The 20,334-nt window shown below is 70.3% G+C and carries 17 protein-coding genes and 1 tRNA gene; 16 read left to right on the top strand and 2 right to left on the bottom strand.

The genetic code is table 11. The features are described from left to right. The first annotated feature begins 307 nt into the window (after positions 1-307). Complete coding sequence (locus MKK88_RS02300; RefSeq protein WP_243996971.1) at positions 308-3,238, top strand: bifunctional [glutamine synthetase] adenylyltransferase/[glutamine synthetase]-adenylyl-L-tyrosine phosphorylase; 2,931 nt, start codon at positions 308-310, stop codon at positions 3,236-3,238. A gap of 173 nt (positions 3,239-3,411) precedes the next feature. Further along, the gene (locus MKK88_RS02295; protein WP_243996970.1) at positions 3,412-4,299 is read left to right on the top strand and encodes a 3'(2'),5'-bisphosphate nucleotidase CysQ; all 888 of its coding nucleotides are present in this window, start codon (positions 3,412-3,414) and stop codon (positions 4,297-4,299) included. Here the strand turns inward: MKK88_RS02295 and MKK88_RS02290 are convergent. Then, a complete protein-coding gene (locus MKK88_RS02290) occupies positions 4,283-4,783 on the bottom strand; it encodes a YHS domain-containing (seleno)protein (protein ID WP_243996969.1) in 501 nt (166 codons plus the stop codon). The two genes, MKK88_RS02295 and MKK88_RS02290, sit on opposite strands and share 17 nt — an antisense overlap. Before the next feature lie 129 nt (positions 4,784-4,912). On the opposite strand from MKK88_RS02290, the gene MKK88_RS02285 reads away from it, so the two are divergent. From MKK88_RS02285 to MKK88_RS02240, 10 genes are all read left to right on the top strand, one after another. Continuing rightward, a complete protein-coding gene (locus tag MKK88_RS02285) occupies positions 4,913-5,536 on the top strand; it encodes a DUF1134 domain-containing protein (protein ID WP_243996968.1) in 624 nt (207 codons plus the stop codon). A 97-nt stretch (positions 5,537-5,633) separates the two neighbouring features. After that, the gene (locus MKK88_RS02280; RefSeq protein WP_243996967.1) at positions 5,634-6,344 is read left to right on the top strand and encodes a hypothetical protein; all 711 of its coding nucleotides are present in this window, start codon (positions 5,634-5,636) and stop codon (positions 6,342-6,344) included. A gap of 126 nt (positions 6,345-6,470) precedes the next feature. Next, positions 6,471-6,773, top strand: a complete 303-nt coding sequence (locus MKK88_RS02275) for a 3',5'-cyclic-nucleotide phosphodiesterase (protein ID WP_243996966.1) — start codon at positions 6,471-6,473, stop codon at positions 6,771-6,773. A gap of 128 nt (positions 6,774-6,901) precedes the next feature. Next, positions 6,902-7,252 carry an LPS translocon maturation chaperone LptM gene (gene lptM / locus MKK88_RS02270; protein WP_243996965.1) on the top strand — a complete coding sequence of 117 codons (351 nt, stop codon included), beginning with the start codon at positions 6,902-6,904 and terminating at the stop codon, positions 7,250-7,252. A 91-nt stretch (positions 7,253-7,343) separates the two neighbouring features. Then, positions 7,344-8,612 carry a diaminopimelate decarboxylase gene (lysA, locus tag MKK88_RS02265; RefSeq protein ID WP_243996964.1) on the top strand — a complete coding sequence of 423 codons (1,269 nt, stop codon included), beginning with the start codon at positions 7,344-7,346 and terminating at the stop codon, positions 8,610-8,612. Then, on the top strand, positions 8,609-9,457 hold the full coding sequence (locus MKK88_RS02260) for a glycosyltransferase family 2 protein (RefSeq protein ID WP_243996963.1): 849 nt from the start codon (positions 8,609-8,611) through the stop codon (positions 9,455-9,457). The genes lysA and MKK88_RS02260 overlap by 4 nt, the downstream gene beginning before the upstream one ends. 12 nt (positions 9,458-9,469) lie before the next feature. Beyond that, positions 9,470-9,561 (top strand) — tRNA-Ser (locus MKK88_RS02255). Between the two features lie 86 nt (positions 9,562-9,647). Continuing rightward, positions 9,648-11,309, top strand: coding sequence for a site-specific integrase (locus MKK88_RS02250; protein ID WP_243996962.1), 1,662 nt, complete (start codon positions 9,648-9,650; stop codon positions 11,307-11,309). A gap of 186 nt (positions 11,310-11,495) precedes the next feature. Further along, a complete protein-coding gene (locus tag MKK88_RS02245; RefSeq protein ID WP_243996961.1) occupies positions 11,496-11,786 on the top strand; it encodes a hypothetical protein in 291 nt (96 codons plus the stop codon). A 330-nt stretch (positions 11,787-12,116) separates the two neighbouring features. Then, entirely contained in the window at positions 12,117-12,542 is a 426-nt protein-coding gene (locus tag MKK88_RS02240) for a hypothetical protein (protein WP_243996960.1), read from the top strand. An 8-nt stretch (positions 12,543-12,550) separates the two neighbouring features. On the opposite strand, the gene MKK88_RS02235 is transcribed toward MKK88_RS02240, so the two are convergent. Next, positions 12,551-12,862 (bottom strand): PilZ domain-containing protein, encoded by a 312-nt coding sequence (locus tag MKK88_RS02235; RefSeq protein WP_243996959.1) that lies wholly within the window; start codon positions 12,860-12,862, stop codon positions 12,551-12,553. Positions 12,863-13,111: 249 nt separating this feature from the next. Here MKK88_RS02235 and MKK88_RS02230 point away from each other — a divergent pair, with 249 nt between their 5' ends. The 4 genes from MKK88_RS02230 to bcsA all read left to right on the top strand — a co-directional run bounded on the left by MKK88_RS02230 (position 13,112) and on the right by bcsA (position 20,330). Further along, positions 13,112-15,850, top strand: coding sequence for an ATP-binding protein (locus MKK88_RS02230; RefSeq protein WP_243996958.1), 2,739 nt, complete (start codon positions 13,112-13,114; stop codon positions 15,848-15,850). Continuing rightward, positions 15,850-16,524, top strand: coding sequence for a LuxR C-terminal-related transcriptional regulator (locus MKK88_RS02225; protein WP_243996957.1), 675 nt, complete (start codon positions 15,850-15,852; stop codon positions 16,522-16,524). Before MKK88_RS02230 ends, MKK88_RS02225 begins: the two co-directional genes overlap by 1 nt. Positions 16,525-16,755: 231 nt before the next feature. Continuing rightward, a complete protein-coding gene (bcsS, locus tag MKK88_RS02220) occupies positions 16,756-17,499 on the top strand; it encodes a cellulose biosynthesis protein BcsS (protein ID WP_243996956.1) in 744 nt (247 codons plus the stop codon). A 95-nt stretch (positions 17,500-17,594) separates the two neighbouring features. Then, positions 17,595-20,330: a UDP-forming cellulose synthase catalytic subunit gene (bcsA, locus tag MKK88_RS02215; RefSeq protein ID WP_243997000.1), complete on the top strand. Its 2,736-nt coding sequence runs from the start codon at positions 17,595-17,597 to the stop codon at positions 20,328-20,330. Positions 20,331-20,334 lie beyond the last annotated feature (4 nt).

Below are 20,334 nucleotides of genomic sequence, written 5' to 3'. Positions count from 1 at the left end.
GCGGGCCGGGGCCCCGACGGGCGGCCGTTCGTCGACCGCCGCATCCGGCGTACACGTCGCCCAGAGGAGTCCGCGCGCGCGGCGGGCCGGACCGGGGGCGACGGCCGGTCCGCACGGATAAACGCCACGCCGGCCTTTGAAAAGCGTTACCGGGATTGACGGATCGGTGATCAAAGCCTCGACTCGGCAACGCGATTCGAGGCTGCGCCAGGAAGGATGCGGCATGAAACGCGTCGTCGGCCTTCGGGTTAGCCCCATGGTCCGCGGGTCCAGTCGCGGCGGATCGCCAACGTCCTGAACCCGCCCCATGCCGACCGCTTCCCTGCGCGACACGCTCCACCCCCGCCTCCGCGTCGCGGATCGGGACACCGCCGAGGCCCGGCTCGCCGAGATCGCGCCCGCTCTTCCGCCGGGCTTCCTGACGCCCGCCTGCCGCGATCTGCTTCTGGGGCTCGCCGACCATTCCCCGTTCCTCTGGCAGGCCTGCCGGCGGGCGCCGGAGCGCCTGGTCGCCCTGCTGGAGCAGCCCCCGGACGCGGCGAGCCGGGACATCATCGCCCGCCAGCGCGCGGTCGGCGCGGCCTGCGGCGCCAATCCCGACCTGGCAGAGGTCGGCCGGCGGCTGCGCGCCAACCGGGAGGCGCACGCGCTCCTCGTGGCGCTCGCCGATCTCGGCGGCTGCTGGGACGTCGCGGCCGTCACCCGGGCGCTGTCCGACTTCGCCGACGCGTCGGTGAGCGCGGCCACCGAGGCGCTGCTGCGGCAGGGGATGGCGGCCGGGCGCTTCCGACCGCCGGATCCGGAGGCACCGCAGGCCGGATCCGGCCTGATCGTCCTGGGGCTCGGCAAGCTCGGCGGCGGCGAGCTGAACTATTCCAGCGATATCGATCTCGTGATCTTCTACGAGACCGAAGCCGCGGCCTCCGCCACCGGCGGCGATCCGAAACCGTTCTTCGTCAAGCTGGCGCAGGGGCTGGTGAAGCTCCTGTCCGACCGGAGCGCCGAGGGCTACGTCCACCGCATCGACTACCGGTTGCGGCCGGACCCGGGCTCCACCGCGGTGGCCCTCTCCACTGGCTTCGCCTTCGACTACTACCAGACGCTGGGCCAGAACTGGGAACGCGCCGCCTTCATCAAGGCCCGGCCGATCGCGGGCGACATCCCGGCCGGCGCGGCGTTCCTGGCCGAACTTGCGCCGTTCATCTGGCGGCGGCATTTCGACTTTCCGGCCATCGCCGAGATCCACGCCCTGAAGCGGCAGATCCACATGGTCCGCGGCCACGAGACCCTCGCGGTGGCCGGCCACGACATCAAGATCGGCCGCGGCGGGATCCGGGAGATCGAGTTCTTCGTCCAGACGCAGCAGCTCGTCTTCGGCGGTCGCAAGCCCGCCCTGCGGGGCCGCTCCACCGTGGCGATGCTCGAGGGGCTCGCCGCGGCGGGCTGGATCGACGGACGTGCCCGGGACGAGCTGACCGAGGCCTACGGCTTCCTGCGGACCCTGGAGCACCGGATCCAGATGGTCCGCGACGAGCAGACCCAGCGCCTGCCGACCGGCCCCGAGGCGCTGACCGGGCTCGCCCTGTTCGCGGGCTTCCCGGATCTGGCTTCCTTCGTGGCGGCGTTCCTGCATCAGGCCGGCCGGGTCCAGGCCCATTACGCCCTGCTGTTCGAGGCAGACGACCCCGACGCCGAGGCGGCCCTCGTCTTCGGTGCGGGCGAGACGCCGGAGCCCGAGACCCTGGCGCGGCTGGCGGCCTTCGGCTTCCGCGAGCCGGAGCGTGCCTGGGAGACCGTACAGGGCTGGCACCGCGGCCGCCGCCCGGCCCTGCGGACCGGGCGGGCCCGGGAGATCCTGGCCGAGACGCTGCCGGCGCTGCTGCGGGCGCTCGGCGGCACCGCCGATCCGGACGCGGCCTTGCTCGCCCTCGACCGGGCCTTCGCGCGGATGCCGGCCGTGGCGGAGTTGCTGGCGATCCTGCGCGCCCACGAGCGCCTGCGCCTGCTGTTTGCCGACATCCTGGGCACGGCGCCGCGCCTCGCCGATACGGTGGGGCTCAGCCCACACGTCCTCGACACCGTGCTGGACCCGGATTTCGTCACGCCGGATCCGGATCCGGAGGCGGTGTACGCGCAGTACCGGGCCCTGGTCGGCCAGCCAGCGAGCCACGAGGAGTTTCTGGATTGCTGCCGGGACGCCACCCGGCAGATGACCTTCGTGACCGGAGCGCGCCTGCTCTCGGGCATCCTCACGCCCCGGCAGGCCGGAGAGGCCTACGCGGCGATCGCCGACGCGACGGTGGCGCTGAGCCTGGAGGCGGAGGAACGGCGTTTCGCGCAGGATCACGGCGCGGTGCCGAGGGGGCGGTGCTGCGTCCTGGCGCTCGGACGGCTCGGATCGCGCCAGCTCAGCGCCGACTCCGACCTCGACCTCGTGTTCCTGTACGATTTCGATCCCGAGAACCGGACCAGCGACGGGCGGCGCCCGCTCGATGCGGTCGTGGCCTATAACCGGCTGGCGCAGCGCCTCACCGCGGCGCTCACCACGGCGACGCGGCGTGGCCGGCTCTACGCGGTCGATCTGCGGCTGCGGCCCTACGGCAGCCACAGCCCGCCGGCCGTGCAGCTCAGCGGCTTTGTGACCTATCACCGCGAGGCGGCGGAGCCGTGGGAGCACATGGCGCTGGCCCGGGCCCGGATCGTGGCGGGCGACGCCACCCTGGGGGCGGCCGTCATGGCCGAGATCGCCGCGATCCTCGCCCGCCCGCGCGAGCCGGCCACAGTCTGCGCCGAGGCGGGGGCGATGCGGGCACTCGTGGCCCGGGAGCGCAGCCATGCCGGCCCCTACGACCTGAAGCTCGCCCCCGGCGCCCTGTTCGACCTCGATTTCCTGGCCCAGGCCATCGTGCTGAGCCACGCGCACGACTGGCCGGACTGCATCGGGCTCGGCGCGGCGGCGGCCTTCCGCGGGGCGGCGGCGCGCGGCCTTTTGCCCGACGCGGCGGCCGACGCCCTGGCCGAGACCTACGGGTTCCTCGACGCGGTCTATCAATGGCAACGGCTGGTGATGGCCGATCCCGCCGGGGAGCCGTCCGGGACGGCCGCCCGGCAGATCGCCAAGGCCCTGGGCCTGCCGGACGCGCGCAGCCTCGCGGCGGAGCTGCGCCGCCACCGGCGCCGGAGCCAGGCCCTGCAGGCGCAGATCCGGCGGTCCGTGAGGCTGGCAGCCAGCCCTTGAGATGCGTCCCGCCCGGACGCCAGATGCGGTCGCTCGGTCGGCAGCCGCAGCATCGGGACCGAGACCGTCCCCAGACGGACCGACGCCCGATTCCGGATCGAGGTCCCATGCGTACGGAAAACCGTCGACATCCCTCCCCCGGTCGGGCATTCAAAGAGGTCTTGGGAGGGACCATGACGGGCGCGGCGACGATCTCTGGGCCTGAGCGCGAGCGGATTGCCGTGGCGCTCGCCGAGATCGCCTGCGCGGCGGGCGAGATCCTGCGCCGCTATCACCGGGCCCCCTGCCCCCACGCCCTGAAGCCGGACGGCACCCCCTGGAGTGCCGCCGACGTCGAGTCCGAGGATCTGATCGTCGCCGCCTTGGCCGAGCGCTTCCCCGGCATCCCGGTCGTGGCCGAGGAGCGGGTGGCCGCAGCGGGGGCACTGGGCACCGCGGCGACGGCGGGCGAGACCTTCTTCCTCGTCGATCCTCTGGATGGCACCCGCGACTTCCTGGCCGGAACGCCGGACTATTCGGTCAACATCGCCCTGGTGGCGGGCGAGCGCCCGGTGGCCGCGGCCCTGGCGGCGCCGGGTCTCGACCGGGTCTGGTGGGCGGGCACCTGGGCCGTCGAGGGCCCCGTGACCGCGGGCCGCCCCGGCGCCGGGCGTCCGGTGCACGCGCGGGCCGTGCCGGAGGCGGGCCTCCTGGCGCTCGGCAGCCGCCGGCACGGCGATGTCGCAACCGAGACCTGCCTCGCCGCGCTCCCCGTGATGGAGACGCGCCAGGTCGGCTCCGCGCTCAAGTTCGGCCTGATCGCCGCCGGTGAGGCCGACCTCTACGTCCGCTGCGGCCCGACCATGGAATGGGACACGGCGGCCGGCGACCACATCGTGGCGGCCGCCGGGGGCTGCGTGGTGGTGCCGGGGGGCGGCCCGATCCGCTACGGACAGCACGGGCCCGACCACCGCAACGGACCCTTCGCGGCGCTCGGCGACCCGTCCCTGGCCCAGCGCCTCACGCTGCCCGGCTCCTGCGGCACAGGCGGCGGCCGGCCGACGCTCAGCGCGGCGTCGTAGGCGCCCCGTCCGGCTGGTCGCGCAGGCCCGGCCATGCGGCCTCCGCCCGCCCGGCGAGGCCGGGATCGGCCAGGAACCGGGTGCGGCGCCCTGCGTCCCGGAACAGGTAGAGCCGGTCGCCGATCACCGCGAAGACCAGGGGATCGGCATCCACCAGCCGGCCCTCCAGGATGCCGGCGGCGTCGTAGCCCCCGAGCCGTGGGGCGTAGACGGACGGATCGTCCCGGAAGACCTCGCGGTTGGCGCTGTTGGCGAAGCGCCAGACCCGTCCGCCCCAGGTCAGCTCGAACCGGCCCGTCCCGGCGACCGGCCCGCCCTCCAGGAAGTAGCTGACCGGATCGAAGCCGTTGAGCGTCAGCAGCACGAGCGGTGCCCCCACCGATTCGCCGGCCGCAGGCCGGGCCAGCATCAGGGCGGCGCAGACCGCGACCGTGCGGATCCGGCGCGGCGCGCGGGCTGCGGGCTCAGGACGCGTTAACCACATCTTGCGAATTCCCCCGGAAGCTGGTCCGACTCATCCGACCGGATACCCGCGGGATCGCGGGCCCGGCGGGCCGAGAGCGGCACAGATCCATCGCACGAACCGATAATCGAACCGGGCGAGGAGACAACGATGACGGCACGAGACGATTGCGGCCCCGACCGGCGCCGCCTGCTGCGCGCGGGCCTCGCCCTGGCGCTCGGCGCCCCCCTGGGGACGGCCCTCGGCCTCCCGGGGGCCGCCCTGGCGCGCGGCGGGGATGCCGACACCCCCGAAACCTTCCGCCCCGGCGAGGTCGTGGAGTCGGGCCACCGGTTCTTCGGCTCGGTCTCCCGCGGCCTCGCGCTGACCGTCGAGGAGGCGGGCCGGCGCTGGGGCGAGCCGAACGGCTACATCCTCGGCCAGGAGGGCGGCGGCGCCGTGGTGGCGGGGGTCCGCTACGGCGAGGGCACGCTCTACACCCGCAATGCCGGCCAGCGGCGCATCTACTGGCAGGGGCCGTCGGTCGGCTTCGATGTCGGCGGCGACGGGGCCCGCACCATGATGCTCGTCTACAACCTGCCGAACGTGCGCGACCTGTATCGCCGCTTCGCCGGCGTTGACGGCTCGGCCTATCTCGTCGGCGGCTTCGGCATGACCGCGGTGGTCAACGACCGGATCATCGTGGTCCCGATCCGCAGCGGCGTCGGCGCGCGACTGGGGATCAATGTCGGTTATCTGAAGTTCACCCGGGAGCCGACCTGGAATCCGTTCTGATGGATCGGCGCGACGATCGGATTTCACCCTTCCGATCAACCTGGGCTAGAGTGAAGACGGGCCGGGTCGTCCGGCCGGATGCGCGGGTTGTTCCCTCGTGATCGAAGCGGTGATGATCTTCGCGCTGGGCTTCCTGGCGGCGAGCCTGTGCGGCCTGCTGCTGCTGCCGGCGCTCAACGCCCGCGCCGCCCGGCTGGCCCGGCGGCGGGCCGAGGCGCGCCTGCCCCTGTCGCCGGCCGAGATCGCGGCCGAGCGGGATTTCCTGCGCGCGCAATTCGCGGTCCAGCAGCGCCGCCTGGAGCGCAAGGCCGAGACCGCGGAGGCCAAGCGCCAGGCCGAGATGGCGGCGCTCGGCGCCGGGACCATGCGGGTCGCCGCGCTCGCCCGCGACGTCGCGGCCCGGGACGCCGAGATCGGCCAGGTCCAGGCCAAGACCCGGGAACTCGAGACCGAGCTCGCCCTGGCCCGCGAGGATGGAACGGCGAGCCTCGCCACGCTCCAGGCCCTGGAAGAGGCCCATGCCGACCTCCTCGACACCCTCTTGAGCCTGAGGCAGCCCGGCATCCGGGCGGCCGATCCGGACGCCAAGGCGGTGGCGGCCGAGCGCGACGATCTGCGCGCGAGCCTCAAGGCGGCCGAGGAGGCCCTGGCCCTGACACTTGCGGATCGCTCAGCCGACCGACAGGCCGGCATCGAGCGGGAAAACGCGGATCTGCGACGGCGAATCGCAGAGGTCGCCGACGCCGTGACGAGCCAGGGCCGAATGCCCCGGGCCGCCTACCCGGTGCCGCAGCCTGAACGCGTCTGACCGAACCCACGCGCCGGGCCCCGCGCCGAAACCCGCGCCGCCCGCCTTGTTTCGACCACGCGAAGGCCCCATCGCAGCGCCGACCCGTTCTGCACTGTTCCTTGTCGACTGATGGTACGGATACCCATGCGCCTGAAGCCACTCGTCCTCGCCATCGCGGCGGCCACTGCCCTGACGCTGCCGGCCGCGGCCCAGCAGTCGAAGCGCGGCAACGAGACCCTGAAGAAGTACTGCACCGGCGACTACCTGACCTATTGCGGCAACCTGGCGCCCGACGATCCGGCCACCGATGCCTGCTTCCAGAAGAACTGGAAGAAGCTCAGCGAGAACTGCCGCCGCGCGATCGACGCCTATGAGGCCGAACAGGGCCAGAACACCCCGTCCAAGGGCCGGCAGGGCGCGAAGGACAGCAGGGACCGTCGCGGCTGAGGGAGCGTCGCGGATCGCGATTCCGTCCTGTTGCGGCGGCGCGCTCGCGCCCGGCCGCCGCAACCGCTAAGCTCGGGCTCCCGCCGGTGCCCCGTGCCCCGGTGCCGAGACGGCCGGACCCGCGCGCGATGTTGTCGAACCCCGCCCTGAAGATCCTCGCCACGGCGGGCCTCGCCGCCCTGGCGCTCTCCGCCTGCGGGCGGCGCGGCGCCCTGGAACCGCCCCAGACCACCGCCCCCGCGGCGGCCGCCACGCCTTCGGCCCCCGACGCGGTGAACGGCCGCCGGACCCTGCCGGTGTCGGTCGGCCTCGGCGGCGGCGCGCCGGAGCCGGACCCGGCCTCGGTCCGCGCCGGGGATGAGCTGTCGGTGGCGGCCGTGCCACCGGGGGGCACCGACGCGCCGGTCCAGACCAGCCGCGGCGCGCGGCGGGGCTACCGTGTGCCGACGGAGCCTTTCATTCTGGATCCGCTGTTGTAGAGGGCGGGGGCCGGGACTCCGGACCGCTCTCCGGGTCCGGATGTTTCACGGGAAACACCCCCTGCCCGGCGCCAGACGAGACACGGCCGAGATGCACCATTTCCATTACCGCGACGGCCGGCTGCACGCCGAGGACGTCGACCTGACAGGCCTCGCCGCGGAGGTCGGTACCCCGTTCTACTGCTACAGCACCGCCACGCTGGAACGGCATTATCGCGTCTTCGCCGAGGCCTTCGCGGGGGACGACGCCCTGGTCTGCTTCGCCATGAAGGCGAACTCGAACCAGGCGGTGCTGCGCACCCTCGCGGCCCAGGGCGCCGGGATGGACATCGTCTCCGGGGGCGAGCTGCACCGGGCCCTGACGGCCGGCGTCGACCCCGGCAAGGTCGTGTTCTCCGGCGTCGGCAAGACCCGCGCCGAGATGGAGGCCGCGCTCAACGCCGGCATCTTCTGCTTCAACGTGGAGAGCGAGCCGGAGCTGGCGGTCCTGTCCGAGACCGCGACCGCGCTCGGCCGCACGGCGCCGGTTTCGATCCGGGTGAACCCGGACGTTGATGCCGGCACCCACGCCAAGATCTCCACCGGCAAGTATGAGAACAAGTTCGGCATCCCGATCAGCCGGGCGCCGGCGGTCTATGCCGCTGCGGCCGCCCTGCCGGGCCTCGCGGTGCACGGCGTCGACATGCATATCGGCAGCCAGATCACGGATCTCGCCCCCTTCGCGGACGCGGCGCGGTTGCTCGCCGGTCTCGCCCGGGACCTGCTGGCGGCGGGCCATCCCCTGCGCCACATCGATTTCGGCGGCGGCCTCGGGATCCCCTACCGCGACGACAACGCCCCGCCCCCCGACCCGGCGGCACTGGCCGCGACCCTGCGGCCGCATTTCGCACCGCTCGGCCTGCGGCCGGTCTTCGAGATCGGCCGGATGATCGCTGGCAATGCCGGGATCCTGGTGACCCGGGTGCTCTACGTGAAGCACAGCGAGGGCCGCACCTTCGTGATCGTCGACGGGGCGATGAACGACCTGATTCGCCCGACCCTGTACGAGGCCTATCACGGCCTGCGCCCCGTGGCCGCGCCGGGGCCCGACACCCCGCGGCATGTGGTCGACGTGGTTGGCCCGGTCTGCGAGAGCGGCGACTACCTCGCCCTCAACCGCGAGATGCCGGAGGTGAAGGCCGGCGACCTGATCGCCGTCATGAGCGCGGGCGCCTACGGGGCGGTCCAGTCCTGCACCTACAACACGCGACCGCTGGTGCCGGAGGTTCTGGTGCGCGGCGACCGCGCCGCCGTGGTGCGCCCGCGCCTCGACGTTGAGGCGCTCGTCGCCCTCGACCGGGTCCCGGACTGGCTGGCGTGAGCGGCACGCCGGCGGGCGGGCCCAGGGCGGGGGCCGCGGGTCCCCTCCCCCTGTCGATCTTCGTCATCGCCCACAACGAGGCGGACCGAATCGGCGCCACGCTCCGGGCGGTGCGCGACCTGACCGACGACCTGGTGCTGGTCGATTCGGGCTCCACCGACGGCACGCAGGCGCTCGCGGAATCGCTCGGCGCGCGGGTGATCCACAATCCCTGGCCGGGCTACGGGCCGCAGAAGCGCTTCGCCGAGGAGCAGTGCCGCCACGTCTGGCTCCTGAATCTCGACGCCGACGAGGTGGTGCCGGACACGCTCGCCCGGGAGATCCGCGCCCTGTTCGCGGCCGGGGAGCCGCGCCGGTCGGCGTGGCGGATCGGCATCGCCGAGATCTTCCCCGGCGAGGCGCGTCCGCACCCGCTGGCCTACCGGCTCACCCCGGTGCGGCTCTACCGGAAGGACCGGGGCCGCTACTCGGCCTCGCCGGTCCACGACCGGGTGGCTCTGGAGCCGGGGGTGACGGCGGGCCGGCTCAGGGGGGTGATCCACCATTTCTCGGTGCGCTCGCTCGGCGATCAACTCGACAAGCTCAACCGCTACTCGGACCAGCAGGCGGACGACCTGGAAGCCAGGGGCGTGGTGATTCCGAGCTGGCGCGTCTTCGTCGAGCTGCCGGGCAACTTCCTGAAGGCCTATCTCGGCCGCCGCCATTTCGTGCGGGGCACCTACGGCTTCCTGACGGCGATGAACTACGCGATTTCGCGGCATCTGCGCATCGCCAAGCATGTCGAGCGCCGCCGCGTGGCGGCAGCCCGCCGGGATCGGGTTGACCCGCCCGGCCCGACCTTCTAGAGCCAAGGCGCCGGAGACGTGGCCGAGCGGCTGAAGGCACTCGTTTGCTAAATGAGCATACCCAGAAATGGGTATCGAGGGTTCGAATCCCTCCGTCTCCGCCACCACCGCCGAAAGCGGCGTGGATCCCGTAGCTTACTGATATGCAATGGCTTTCCGGGCTGCCTGTGGTACACACGGGTGGTACACAATGCCCCTCGCCATGGCGCGACCGTTCAAGCATCCCCGCACCGGCATCTACTGGCTGCGCAAGCGCGTACCGGACGCCCTGCGTCCGCTCGTCGGCAAGCTGGAGGTCAAGCAGAGTCTCGGCACCCGCGATCCTGTCGAGGCCAAGCGGCTCCATGCCGAGGCGCTCGCACGCCTGGAGCGTCAGTGGGCGAACCTACAGCAGGGGCCGCAGACGCTGAGCGAACGAGAGGCCCACGCCATCGCCGCGCCGATCGAGACCTGGCTCGTGGCCCAGCACGCCGACAACCCGCGGCGGCAGACGCTCTGGGATCCGGCAGTCGGCGCCGATCTCTGGGCATCCGCGCCGCCGTCCCCGGCACCATCGACTTCGGACACCGCCCTGCTCACCTTCGATCTGACGTTCATGCAGCGCCGGCCTATGCAGGAGTGGTGTCTGACGACGGCGGACGCCTGCCTCAGAACCCAGGGCCTCCAGGTCGACGAGGCTGGACGACTCATGCTCGCCGAGGCGATCGCCATGGCGATGCAACGCGGCGCCGAGACCCTGCAGCGCTACGCCCGGGGTAACTACGGACATCCAGCGCCGGCTGGCGATCGATCAATCCCGCTGTCTCCTTGGCCGACGGATCCGGCCATCCCGTCCGGGCCGGCGATCACCTTCCGCGACCTGGCAACTGGATGGATTAAGGAACGCCAGCCCGCCGAGAAGACGCGTTACACCTTCCCGCGCGTCCTCGACGAGCTCGCTGCCTTCCTGGGCCACGACGACGCGGCGCTGGTCAGCGGTGTGGATCTGGTCCGCTGGAAGGAGGCACTCCTCGACCAGGGCCTCGCCGGCTCCACGATCCGCAACGGCAAGCTCGGCCCCGTCCGGACCATCTTGCAATGGGGCGTCGACAACAAGCGACTGTCCGCCAACGCGGCGACCCGCGTCGGCGTCTCGACCAAGGCGAAGGCGTCTGAGGGCAAGATCCCGTTCAGCGACGCCGAGGCCAGTCTGATTCTCGGGGCGGCAGCGGCTGAGCGCGATCCCATCTACCGCTGGGTGCCGTGGCTGTGCGCCTATACCGGCGCACGCGTCCACGAAATCTGCCAGCTGCGCCGGGAGGATGTGGTCGAACGCGACGGCATCCGGTGCCTGCACTTCACTCCCGAGGCCGGCTCCCTGAAGACCCGGAGCTCCGAGCGCTTCGTTCCCCTGCACCCGGCCCTGATCGAGGCGGGCTTCTGCACGTTCGCAGAGGGAATCCGGTCAGGCCCGCTCTTCCCCGGCCTGAAACCAGACCGCTTCGGCAGCCGGGGCGGCAACGGCACCAAGTTGCTCGGTCGATGGGTGCGTCGCCTGGGCATCGACAACCCGCGCCTGCAGCCGAACCACGCCTGGCGCCACCGCATGAAGACGCTGTTTCGACGCTGGGAGGTGGCTGCAGATTTGGGACGCGCGATTCTCGGCCATGCCGCCGCCGATATCAGTGACACCTACGGCGACATGGAAATCCGCGCACTCCATCGCGAGATCCTAAAGCTGCCCGCCGTCATCCCTCAAGCCACCGTGCAACCGAATGCTGGTAGACATCGGATCAGCCGGGGCCCGCAGCCGAAACGCTCTACCCATAGGGCTAAAAGGGTCGCCGTCGACAGTGGAAAATCCGTTGACTAGGAATTAGAATTGAAAAGGAAGGATGAAACAAAACGGACAACAAATAACTCCTACGACAACATACATACTCTTCCCAATACATATGCTCCGATCACTCCTCTAGCCATACCCCGATGAACTTTTCCTACGGGGAGATCCGCGCCCATAGGATGGGGCCTTCATCGCTCAATACAGGAGGAGCTTTACATGCCCAAACTCAAGCAGCGCCCGCCGAACCATCATGACGGCGACAGCGCAGAGACGCGCGCCCTCATCGAATGGCTACTTGCCAACAAGATCTACTTCGTTCGGCACAGCCGCTATCACCTCAAGGTCGACAGCTGGAATTACTACATCGGGAAGGGTACGATTTTTCGGGACGGCGAGGAGGCTGCCGAGACCCAGCGTGGGGTCGAAGCCTTCAGGCTTCATCTCTCCCGACTGAGCTGCATCAAGACTGGCGGCCCAGGCGACTTCGACCTCAGCACCGTCCGCTGAGGCCACCCAGGGCCAGCGCCGCGGTACAGGCGAGTCGCGGTGCCCGATAAACGGATCCGCCTTCGTCGTCACCGACGAGGTTGATCACGCCGACATTCCGGTTTGAATCTCTCAGGACACCGGGATGGGACGGCTCGTTTGGCCTTTGTGAGTTGGTCCTCCCCGAAACGATTTAAACCGCCCTTAACGTTACCACCCCATACCAAGACGATATGCTGAAGCCGCCGGATTAGCGAACGTACTACAATGGATTCCGTTTCAGGACTGCCATCCGGATCATACGCGTCCCTGAAGCAGCGCGTTCTGGACGGGGGCACTGAGCGATCCGAGGTGACCGGCAATGTTGCAGTAAGCCAGACCGATCCCTCGACACAGATCGACGTGGCATCGGCAGCGTCCGCACCAGCCCTCGACCCGTCTAGGATCAGGGACCGGATCGATGCCCTCATCGAGAACCAAGTCGCGGCCGGCCAAATCACGGGTGATCAGGCCGGTGTGATCCGGCAAGTGCTGAGCGCGCCCGAACTTGAGGCGGCCGACGTCATCGAGAACACGGGAACGTCGGCCTCCGCTGGTACGGATGACGGTGCCAACGCGTCAGCGGCGGTGCCGGATGCTCGCCCGAACCCCAGCGACACGCTCGCATCCTTCATCCAACAGGTGCAGCGGTCGCAAAGCAGGACCATCGGCTACGGGAGCGATGGGGCGCGAAGCTCAGACCTCACAAGTTCAAGGTTGCTCGACTTTAACACCTGACACCGGTGCTACCAAGACTGCGCGATCCGCGATACCCTTCGAACGGCGAGGCCATAGGCCTCCGCATCGGCGTCGATGCGGAGATGGACGCCACGCGCGCTGGTCGCAACCACGCACACCTGCACGATGCCGATCACCACCGCCTCGATCTCCAGCCGAGTGCCAGGCTCAGCCGTGAAGGCTCCCGGCACTGCCATCAGAAGGCCGCCCGAGCTCACATCGAGAATCGTCGCTCGATAGGTGCGAGCCACATCTCGGACCCGAGCCGAGAGTGTCACCGGAAATCGGGGCGCCGCGCGCCGGTCACCGCCATCTCGCATGCCGCTACCGTGACCCGAGCGAATGCATCTCGATCATAATAGTCTCAAGATCGTTCCGTGATAAATGTCATAACTCGCATTAAGGTAAAGCGATAGTTAACCTTCAGGCATGAGACTGCGCTCGTTCGTGCAGCCCGGCACCCGCTTACTTTCGCCTTCGATGACAACAGCTCAGCCCTTTTTCCACCGCGCTCGTGCTCCGGACTACCTCGGCCAGTGCGGCACCGCCTTTGGCCGAGCCTCTCGGCGATGAGCACCCCGTCTCGCACGCCGCTCGGCCCCGAAACCGAGGCGCTGCGCCAGATCGTCGACGCGGTCGCCGGGCTGATCCTCCGGCTGGATCCAGCGGGTCGGGTGATCTACGCATCTGCGGGGGGCCAGGCATTCCTCGGCGCGGAGGGCACTGCCCTGATCGGGCAGTGCTTGCGCGAGGTTATCCACCCGGAGGACGAAGTCGCTCTCGCTGCCACCACACAACCAGACGGTCCCGACACAGCCGTTGTCCGCATGCGCGGCACAGGCGCACGCTGGATCACGACGGTGCTGGTTGTCCGGCAGGTTCCCGGCACGGGCCACCGCGTCGTCACGGTCCGGGAGGCACTCGACCATGAGCAGACCCACGCGAACCTGCGCACAAGCCGAGACCATTACCGGGCGCTCGTGGATACGCTACCGCAACTCGTCTGGATGGAGCGCGCGGACACCGGTGAGACGGTCTACGTCAACCAAGCCTTCGAGGCCTATTGCGGACCGATCCCCACCACCCGTGCTGCCCGCACCGACCGGTTCCACCCTGACGACGCCGGCCAGATCGGCGATGCCTACGCCAAGGCGCGCGTGCAGGGCCGCTCTGGCGAGGTCCAGGGTCGCGTCCGCGACCGGAACGGTCGCTTTCGCTGGCACCAATTCGTGTTCCGGCCCCTGCACATGGGCAGCGACCTGATCGGCTGGCTAGGATCTGCCCTCGACATCGACGAGGTCGTGGTAGCCCGGGAGGCGCTGGCGGAGAAGGGTGAGCTCCTGCGCCTGGCCCAGCAAGCGGCTGGGGCCGGACTGTTTGCCATCGATCTCGCGACCCACGAGGTGATCCTGTCGCCGGAAAGCGCATGCCGTCTCGGGCTGCCCGAGGATCGCCCGGCGGTGATGGATGTCGCCGACTGGATGCGCCGGGTCGCTCCGGACGATCGCGCGACGACTCTGCGGGCGGTGCGGGAGGCCTCCTCCGGGGGCAAGACCTTCGACGTCGCGTTCCGGGTCCCCACAGTCGGAGGTGGTCGCCGCTGGATCCAGGCAATCGGGCGTCGTCAACTCGACCGGGACGGTGTCGCGGTGCGAATCAACGGCTTGACCCTCGACATCACCGCCCGGAAGGACGGCGAACGTACGCTGCTCGACGCGAAGGCGGCGGCCGAGGCTGCGCGGATCGAGGCGGAGCGCGCCAACGCCGCCAAGACCGAGTTCCTCTCGGCCATGAGTCATGAAATCCGCACGCCGCTCAACGCGGTGATCGGCTTCGCCGGTTTGCTGGTGGAGTCCGGACGGCTCGATGACGATCTCAGACGCTACGCGGAGCTCGCCGCGACGGCGGGCACGAACCTGCGCACCGTCGTGGACGATATCCTCGATTTTTCGTCCGTGGAGGCCGGCGTGGTAGGCCTGGATCCCGCGCCGTTCGCGGTTCGCCCGCTCGTCGATTCCTGTCTCGGCATCGTCGGAACGTCGGCGGCTACCAAGGGCCTCGACCTCGTCGCACAGGTCGAAGACGCCGTTCCGAGCTACCTCGTGGGTGATTCGGGGCGCCTCCGGCAGATCCTGCTGAACCTCCTCAACAACGCGGTGAAGTTCACGCCGCGGGGCAGCGTGACCGTCAGCCTCCGCCACGAGGGGGTGAGCCCGCGTGGCGAGCGGATCCGCTTCAGTGTGACGGATACCGGTATCGGCATCTCGCCCGACCGGCAGGAGCGGTTGTTCCGCCGCTTCTCGCAGGCCGACAGCTCGATCCGTCGTGATTACGGCGGCACCGGTCTCGGTCTCGCGATCAGCCGCCAGCTGGTCGAGCTGATGGATGGCGCAATCGGCCTCGTGTCGGAGGCCGGCAGCGGCTCGACCTTCTGGTTCACGCTGGCGCTGCCCCGGGCCCTCGCCCTCACCATGAACGCCCCGTCCGGTCCGAGAGGGCAACGACCAGCTGGGCGTATCCTCCTTGTGGAGGACGTGGACATCAACCGGGAGTTGGCTTGCACCGTGCTCAGGGCCGCCGGCCACACGGTTGACGTCGCAACAGATGGTATCGGCGCGGTTCGTGCCGTGGAGGCGGCCAACTACGACCTCGTGCTGATGGACGTTCAGATGCCACGCCTCGACGGCATGATGGCCACCCGGCTGATTCGCTGCCTGCCGGGTCCGATCGCCCAGGTGCCGGTGATCGCACTGAGCGCCAATGTGTTGCCGGATCAGGTGGAGGCCTTCCGGGCCGCCGGGATGGATGACCATTTCGGAAAGCCGTTCCAGCCTCATGAGCTCTGCGCTGTGGTGGCACGGTGGCTGGACAGGGCGGCCGGCGCAGTTCCGGACGCGGAGCCGACGCTCGACCCTGCGCGCCACGCGGACAACATGGCGCTGATCGCTCCGGACACGCTGACCCGGCTGCTGGGACAGTTCCAGGCGCGCGCCGAGGATGCGTTCGCGATCTCCGGCGCAACCTGCGACCCAGGTCCCGGTCACGCCGCTGGGCCCAGCACGTCGGGGACGGCGGCCGAGCGCGCGGTCCTGCGCGCTGAGGCGCACGCACTGGCAGCGGCGAGCGGCCTTCTCGGGTTCATGCCGCTCAGCCGAGCATGCTCGGCCCTGGAGCGGGCGACCGAGGACGCTGCGTTCGACGAGCTCCTGGCCAGAACACAGGCCCTCGCCGTCGCGGCCATCACCGAGACGCGGGCGATGCTGGCCGGCGGTCTTGTCCCCGCCCGGACCGCCACAGGAGCGCGGTGATGGCGACGGCGGGACTGGATCGCGCAACCCGCGGCCGGGTCGCGATCCTGGCAGACGACGATGAGTTCTTCCGCCTCGCCATGGCCTCCCTGCTCACCCGGCAGCTCGGCTTCGCCCATGTAATCGAGACGGCGAGCCTGGACGAGGCACTCGCCGCTCTCGCCGCGACACCCGAGACGGCGCTGGCCCTGTTCGACCTGCAGATGCCCGGCATGGCCGGCGCAGGTTCCGTGGCAGCCGTGCGCGAATGCTATCCCGCGGTCAAGGCCGCCATCGTCTCGGCCTCGACCGCGCGCGCCGACGTGCTGACCACGTTGGCTGCCGGCTGCCACGGCTACGTGCCCAAGACGCTGGGTACTGCGGAGGTGCTGCGCGCCGTCTCGGCGATCCTCGAGGGGGCGATCTACGTGCCGCCCTTCATGGCCGAGCCGCCGCCCAGCGCGTCCGCGCCGCCTGCCGGCGAGGTGGTGCTGACCCGCCGTCAACGGGAGGTGCTCGAACTCATCGTGGCCGGCCGATCCAACAAGGAAATCGCCCGAAGTCTCGATCTCGGTGAGGGCACCGTGAAGGTGCATGTCGCCGCGCTCCTGCGCACCCTCGGCGTCGCCAACCGGGCGGCTGCCGCGGCGACCGGCCCGCGGATCCTCGCTGCCGGACTAGGCAAGTCGGCCTAGTCCCGAATCACCCATCCACAGGCCGAACGCGCAAGCGCGGCGCGCGCGGATGCGTGTCAGTGCTGCAAGGACCCGACATGATCTCTGATTTCTTCTTCCGAAGACTGCACTCTCCGGCACCGATAGCGGCCTAGTCCGTCTTTGCTCTGCATCCTAATCGCTTCGGCAAGGACCGATTAAGGCTGCTGGCCGGATCCTAGGGGCGTCCTGCAAGTCACGTAGCGTATCGACATGCACCGCAGCTTCATCGGGTGCGCCGCGGCCCTGGTCACGGCGGGTTGCCCCGTCGCACAGGCGGCCGACTGGTATACAGGAGCCGAGCCGCCGTCCGGCCCCGACGCCTGGATCGTGGCCGTCGACACCTCTGCGGCCATCGCGTCGCAAGGTTCGCAATTCGCCAGCGCCACCGTGACGGCAGCGCCTGCAGGCGACCTGCTCACCAGCGGTATCCGCGTGCGGGTCGATGGCCTGATCGGCTCGTACCGGGCCGAGAGCCCCGGCGCGGCCCGCGCCGTCGGCCAGCAGACCGACCTCGCCGCGATGGCCGGCTACGCGCTCGTCGGGCCGGACAGCGTGCTCACCGGCTTCGTCGGGCTGAACGTCCGCCATGACGAGGTCGCGCAGTCCGGGGCGAGCGAGACCGCCGCGCGCACCGGCGTCGGCCTGAAGACGGCCCTGGACTACTATGCCCGGCCGACCGCCTTCACGATGTTCCACGCTACCGGCTCCTACGCCACGACGTTCAACGCCTATTACGGTCGCGTCCGGTTCGGCGTCGCGGCGCTCGCCGGCGGGTATGTGGGGCCGGAATTCACGGCCCTCGGGGACGACTACTACCGGCAGTGGCGGGTCGGTGGCCACCTGAGCGGCATGCAGATCGGCGCGCTGCAGCTCGGACTGTCGGCCGGCTACGTCCACGACCACGTCCGCAAGGGCGGCCTCTACACCTCCCTCGATCTGCGGACGGGCTTCTGATGGGCACCACGACGCTGGACAGCCCGGTGACGGGGGCGACCATCATGGCCGTGGGGACGGCGGCCCCCGCCCGGGCCGCGCGACCACGCATCCTGATGGGCCTGCTCTGGGCGACCTGGGCGCTGTGCGCCACACTCGCCATCGGATTTCTGGTCCAGCCCGTCGGCCCGGCGGCCCAGCTCGCGCTGTGCGCCGCGGCCGGGGCCGGGATGGTGGCGCTCTGGGTGCTGTTTCCGCGCCGGGGCCTCGCCCGGATGGCTTTCCTGGCGCTCGGCACGACCGTGGTTATCCGCTACGTCTATTGGCGCCTTACCGGCACGCTGCCGGCGCTCGACGATCCCGTCAGCTTCGGGCTCGGCGTGGTGCTGGCGCTCGCCGAACTCTACTGCGTGTTGATCCTCACGGTCAGCCTGATCATCAACGTCGAGCCGCTGGCGCGTGGCGCCGCGCCGGTGCTACCCGAGGCGGAACTCCCCACCGTCGACATCTTCATCCCCTCCTACAACGAATCCGCGGAGATCCTGGGCGTCACCCTGGCGGCGGCGCGCAACCTCGACTATCCGGCCGGGCGCGCCACCGTGTGGCTGCTCGACGACGGCGGCACCGATCAGAAATGCGCCGATGCCGATCCCGCCCGGGCCGAGGCGGCGAGGACGCGCCGGACCGAGCTGCAGGCGCTCTGCACTGCGCTGGGCGCCCACTACCTCACCCGGACGTGCAACGAGCACGCCAAGGCCGGCAACCTCAACAACGGGCTCACGCAGGCGAGTGCCGACCTCGTCCTGGTCCTTGACGCCGACCACGCGCCGTTCCGCCCGTTCCTGCGCGAGACGATTGGCCTGTTCGCGCAGGATCCGAAGCTGTTTCTGGTGCAGACGCCCCACGTCTTCATCAACCCGGACCCGCTGGAACGGAACCTGCGCACTTTCTCGAAGATGCCGTCCGAGAACGAGATGTTCTACGGCGTCACGCAGGCCGGCCTCGACAAGTGGAACGGCTCGTTCTTCTGCGGCTCGGCGGCGCTGCTCAGGCGGGCCGCGCTCGACGCGGTCGGCGGCTTCTCGGGTATCACCATCACGGAGGATTGTGAGACCGCCTTCGAGCTCCACGCCCGCGGCTGGACCAGCGCCTATGTGGACCGGCCGCTGATCGCGGGCCTCCAGCCGGAGACCTTCGCGGACTTCATCGGCCAGCGAGCGCGCTGGTGCCAGGGCATGTTCCAGATCATGCTCCTGAAGAACCCGTTGCTGAAGCGCGGCCTGAAGCCGATCCAGAGGCTCTGCTACCTGTCAAGCATGACCTTCTGGTTCTTCCCGCTACCGCGGCTCATCTTCATGCTGGCGCCACTTCTGCACATCTTCTTCGACGTGAAGATCTTCGTCTCGTCGATTGACGAGGCCCTGGCCTTCACGGCTACCTACGTGGTCGCCAACATGATGATGCAGAACTATCTCTACGGCCGCGTGCGCTGGCCGTGGGTCTCCGAACTCTACGAGTACGTGCAAGGCGTCTATCTCGCCCGCTCCATCGTCTCGGTCATGCTGTCTCCACGCAAGCCGAGCTTCAACGTCACCAACAAGGGCGTCGGCCTCGACCGCGATCACCTGTCGAGCTTGGCCTGGCCGTTCTTCGCGATCTTCGGCGCACTGATGGCGGGCTGCGCGACGGCCACGTGGCGCTATCTCTACGAGCCCGGCGTCACCAGCCTGATGCTCGTGGTCGGGCTCTGGTGCCTGTTCAACCTCGTGATCGCGGGCGCGGCGCTCGGCGTCGTGGCCGAACGCCGGCAGCCGGAGCGCAGCCATAGCCTGCCGGTGAATCGGCGCGCCGTCGCGTCAGTCGGCGGCGCGGTGTTCGAGGTGATGGTGGAGCGCGCCTCGACCGAGGGCTGCCGCCTGCGCCGCTGCGACGGTTCGGCGTGGCCGACCTCGGCCGGAGCGGGAAGCGTGGGCCGGATCGTCCTCGCCGGGGCCACCTGCGGCCCCCTTACGTTCCGTCAGGGCAGCGGTCTCTCCGGCGACACCTGGGACGTGGCCTTCCCGGATTCCGACCCTGCCATGTTCCGCGGTCTCGCCGAACTGATGTACGGCGACGTGTCTGCCCTTCGGGCGTTCCTCTCCGGCCGGCATCGGCACGAGAACCTGCTCTCCGGAACTCTGCGATTCCTCGCCTGGGGCGTCACGGAGCCGGTTCGAGCCATCACGTACGGACTGCGCGACCGCCGCATCGTCCCGCCCGCCGCGCGGACGCTGCCCGCCCCGACCATAGTTGCGCCGGCTCGCCGAACTCAGTCGGAGGTCCCGTCGGTCACGGCAGGGTCGGTCGTCGCGCCCATCGCGGCAGCGGCGCCGACGCCTTTTATCCCCCCGATCGTCACCCTGGATGGCGCCCTCCTCTCCGCTACGACGGCCGAGGTGATGTCCGTCCCTGTGGCGAAGGTCCCGGTGCCACCGATCGTTCCGGGAAGTGCGACAACGCTCGTCGAGGCGCGCCCCATACCGCCCCAGGAGCCGGCCCAGGCCGAAGCAGGCGCTTCCGTTGGCATGCCGCTGACGGACGCAGCCTGGAGACGCGCCGTCGCCGAACTCGCCGCTGCCGAGGCTCCCACCGCGGTCTCCGCCGCCATTCCGGCCCAAGCCCCCACCGGGGCCGCCGCCGAGCCGCGGCTCGACCCGACGGCTTGGCTCGCGGAGATCCTCGCCCTGGCCGGGTCGGAACGCGCCGTACCCATCCGCGCCGAGCCCATCCGCGCGGACCTCGTGCGCGGTCCAGATTTTCGTGCGCTCGGCCGCGAGCCGGCGCCTCCCGCCTCCATCCGCTCCGCTGCCTGAGAAG

The sequence above is a fragment of the Methylobacterium sp. E-005 genome, from assembly GCF_022829725.1.
Taxonomy (GTDB): Bacteria; Pseudomonadota; Alphaproteobacteria; order Rhizobiales; family Beijerinckiaceae; genus Methylobacterium.
This window is presented reverse-complemented; position numbering and strand designations above follow the sequence as displayed.

What these genes read in the sequence shown, in the direction of transcription:
- MKK88_RS02275 (WP_243996966.1), top strand. Translation starts at nt 6,471, where the DNA reads ATGCGCCTGAAGCCACTCGTCCTCGCCATCGCGGCGGCCACTGCCCTG.
- MKK88_RS02290 (WP_243996969.1), bottom strand. Translation starts at nt 4,783, where the DNA reads ATGTGGTTAACGCGTCCTGAGCCCGCAGCCCGCGCGCCGCGCCGGATC.
- bcsA (WP_243997000.1), top strand. Translation starts at nt 17,595, where the DNA reads ATGGGCCTGCTCTGGGCGACCTGGGCGCTGTGCGCCACACTCGCCATC.
- MKK88_RS02230 (WP_243996958.1), top strand. Translation starts at nt 13,112, where the DNA reads ATGAGCACCCCGTCTCGCACGCCGCTCGGCCCCGAAACCGAGGCGCTG.
- MKK88_RS02295 (WP_243996970.1), top strand. Translation starts at nt 3,412, where the DNA reads ATGACGGGCGCGGCGACGATCTCTGGGCCTGAGCGCGAGCGGATTGCC.
- MKK88_RS02245 (WP_243996961.1), top strand. Translation starts at nt 11,496, where the DNA reads ATGCCCAAACTCAAGCAGCGCCCGCCGAACCATCATGACGGCGACAGC.
- lysA (WP_243996964.1), top strand. Translation starts at nt 7,344, where the DNA reads ATGCACCATTTCCATTACCGCGACGGCCGGCTGCACGCCGAGGACGTC.
- MKK88_RS02285 (WP_243996968.1), top strand. Translation starts at nt 4,913, where the DNA reads ATGACGGCACGAGACGATTGCGGCCCCGACCGGCGCCGCCTGCTGCGC.
- MKK88_RS02250 (WP_243996962.1), top strand. Translation starts at nt 9,648, where the DNA reads ATGCCCCTCGCCATGGCGCGACCGTTCAAGCATCCCCGCACCGGCATC.
- bcsS (WP_243996956.1), top strand. Translation starts at nt 16,756, where the DNA reads ATGCACCGCAGCTTCATCGGGTGCGCCGCGGCCCTGGTCACGGCGGGT.
- lptM (WP_243996965.1), top strand. Translation starts at nt 6,902, where the DNA reads ATGTTGTCGAACCCCGCCCTGAAGATCCTCGCCACGGCGGGCCTCGCC.
- MKK88_RS02235 (WP_243996959.1), bottom strand. Translation starts at nt 12,862, where the DNA reads ATGCGAGATGGCGGTGACCGGCGCGCGGCGCCCCGATTTCCGGTGACA.
- MKK88_RS02300 (WP_243996971.1), top strand. Translation starts at nt 308, where the DNA reads ATGCCGACCGCTTCCCTGCGCGACACGCTCCACCCCCGCCTCCGCGTC.
- MKK88_RS02225 (WP_243996957.1), top strand. Translation starts at nt 15,850, where the DNA reads ATGGCGACGGCGGGACTGGATCGCGCAACCCGCGGCCGGGTCGCGATC.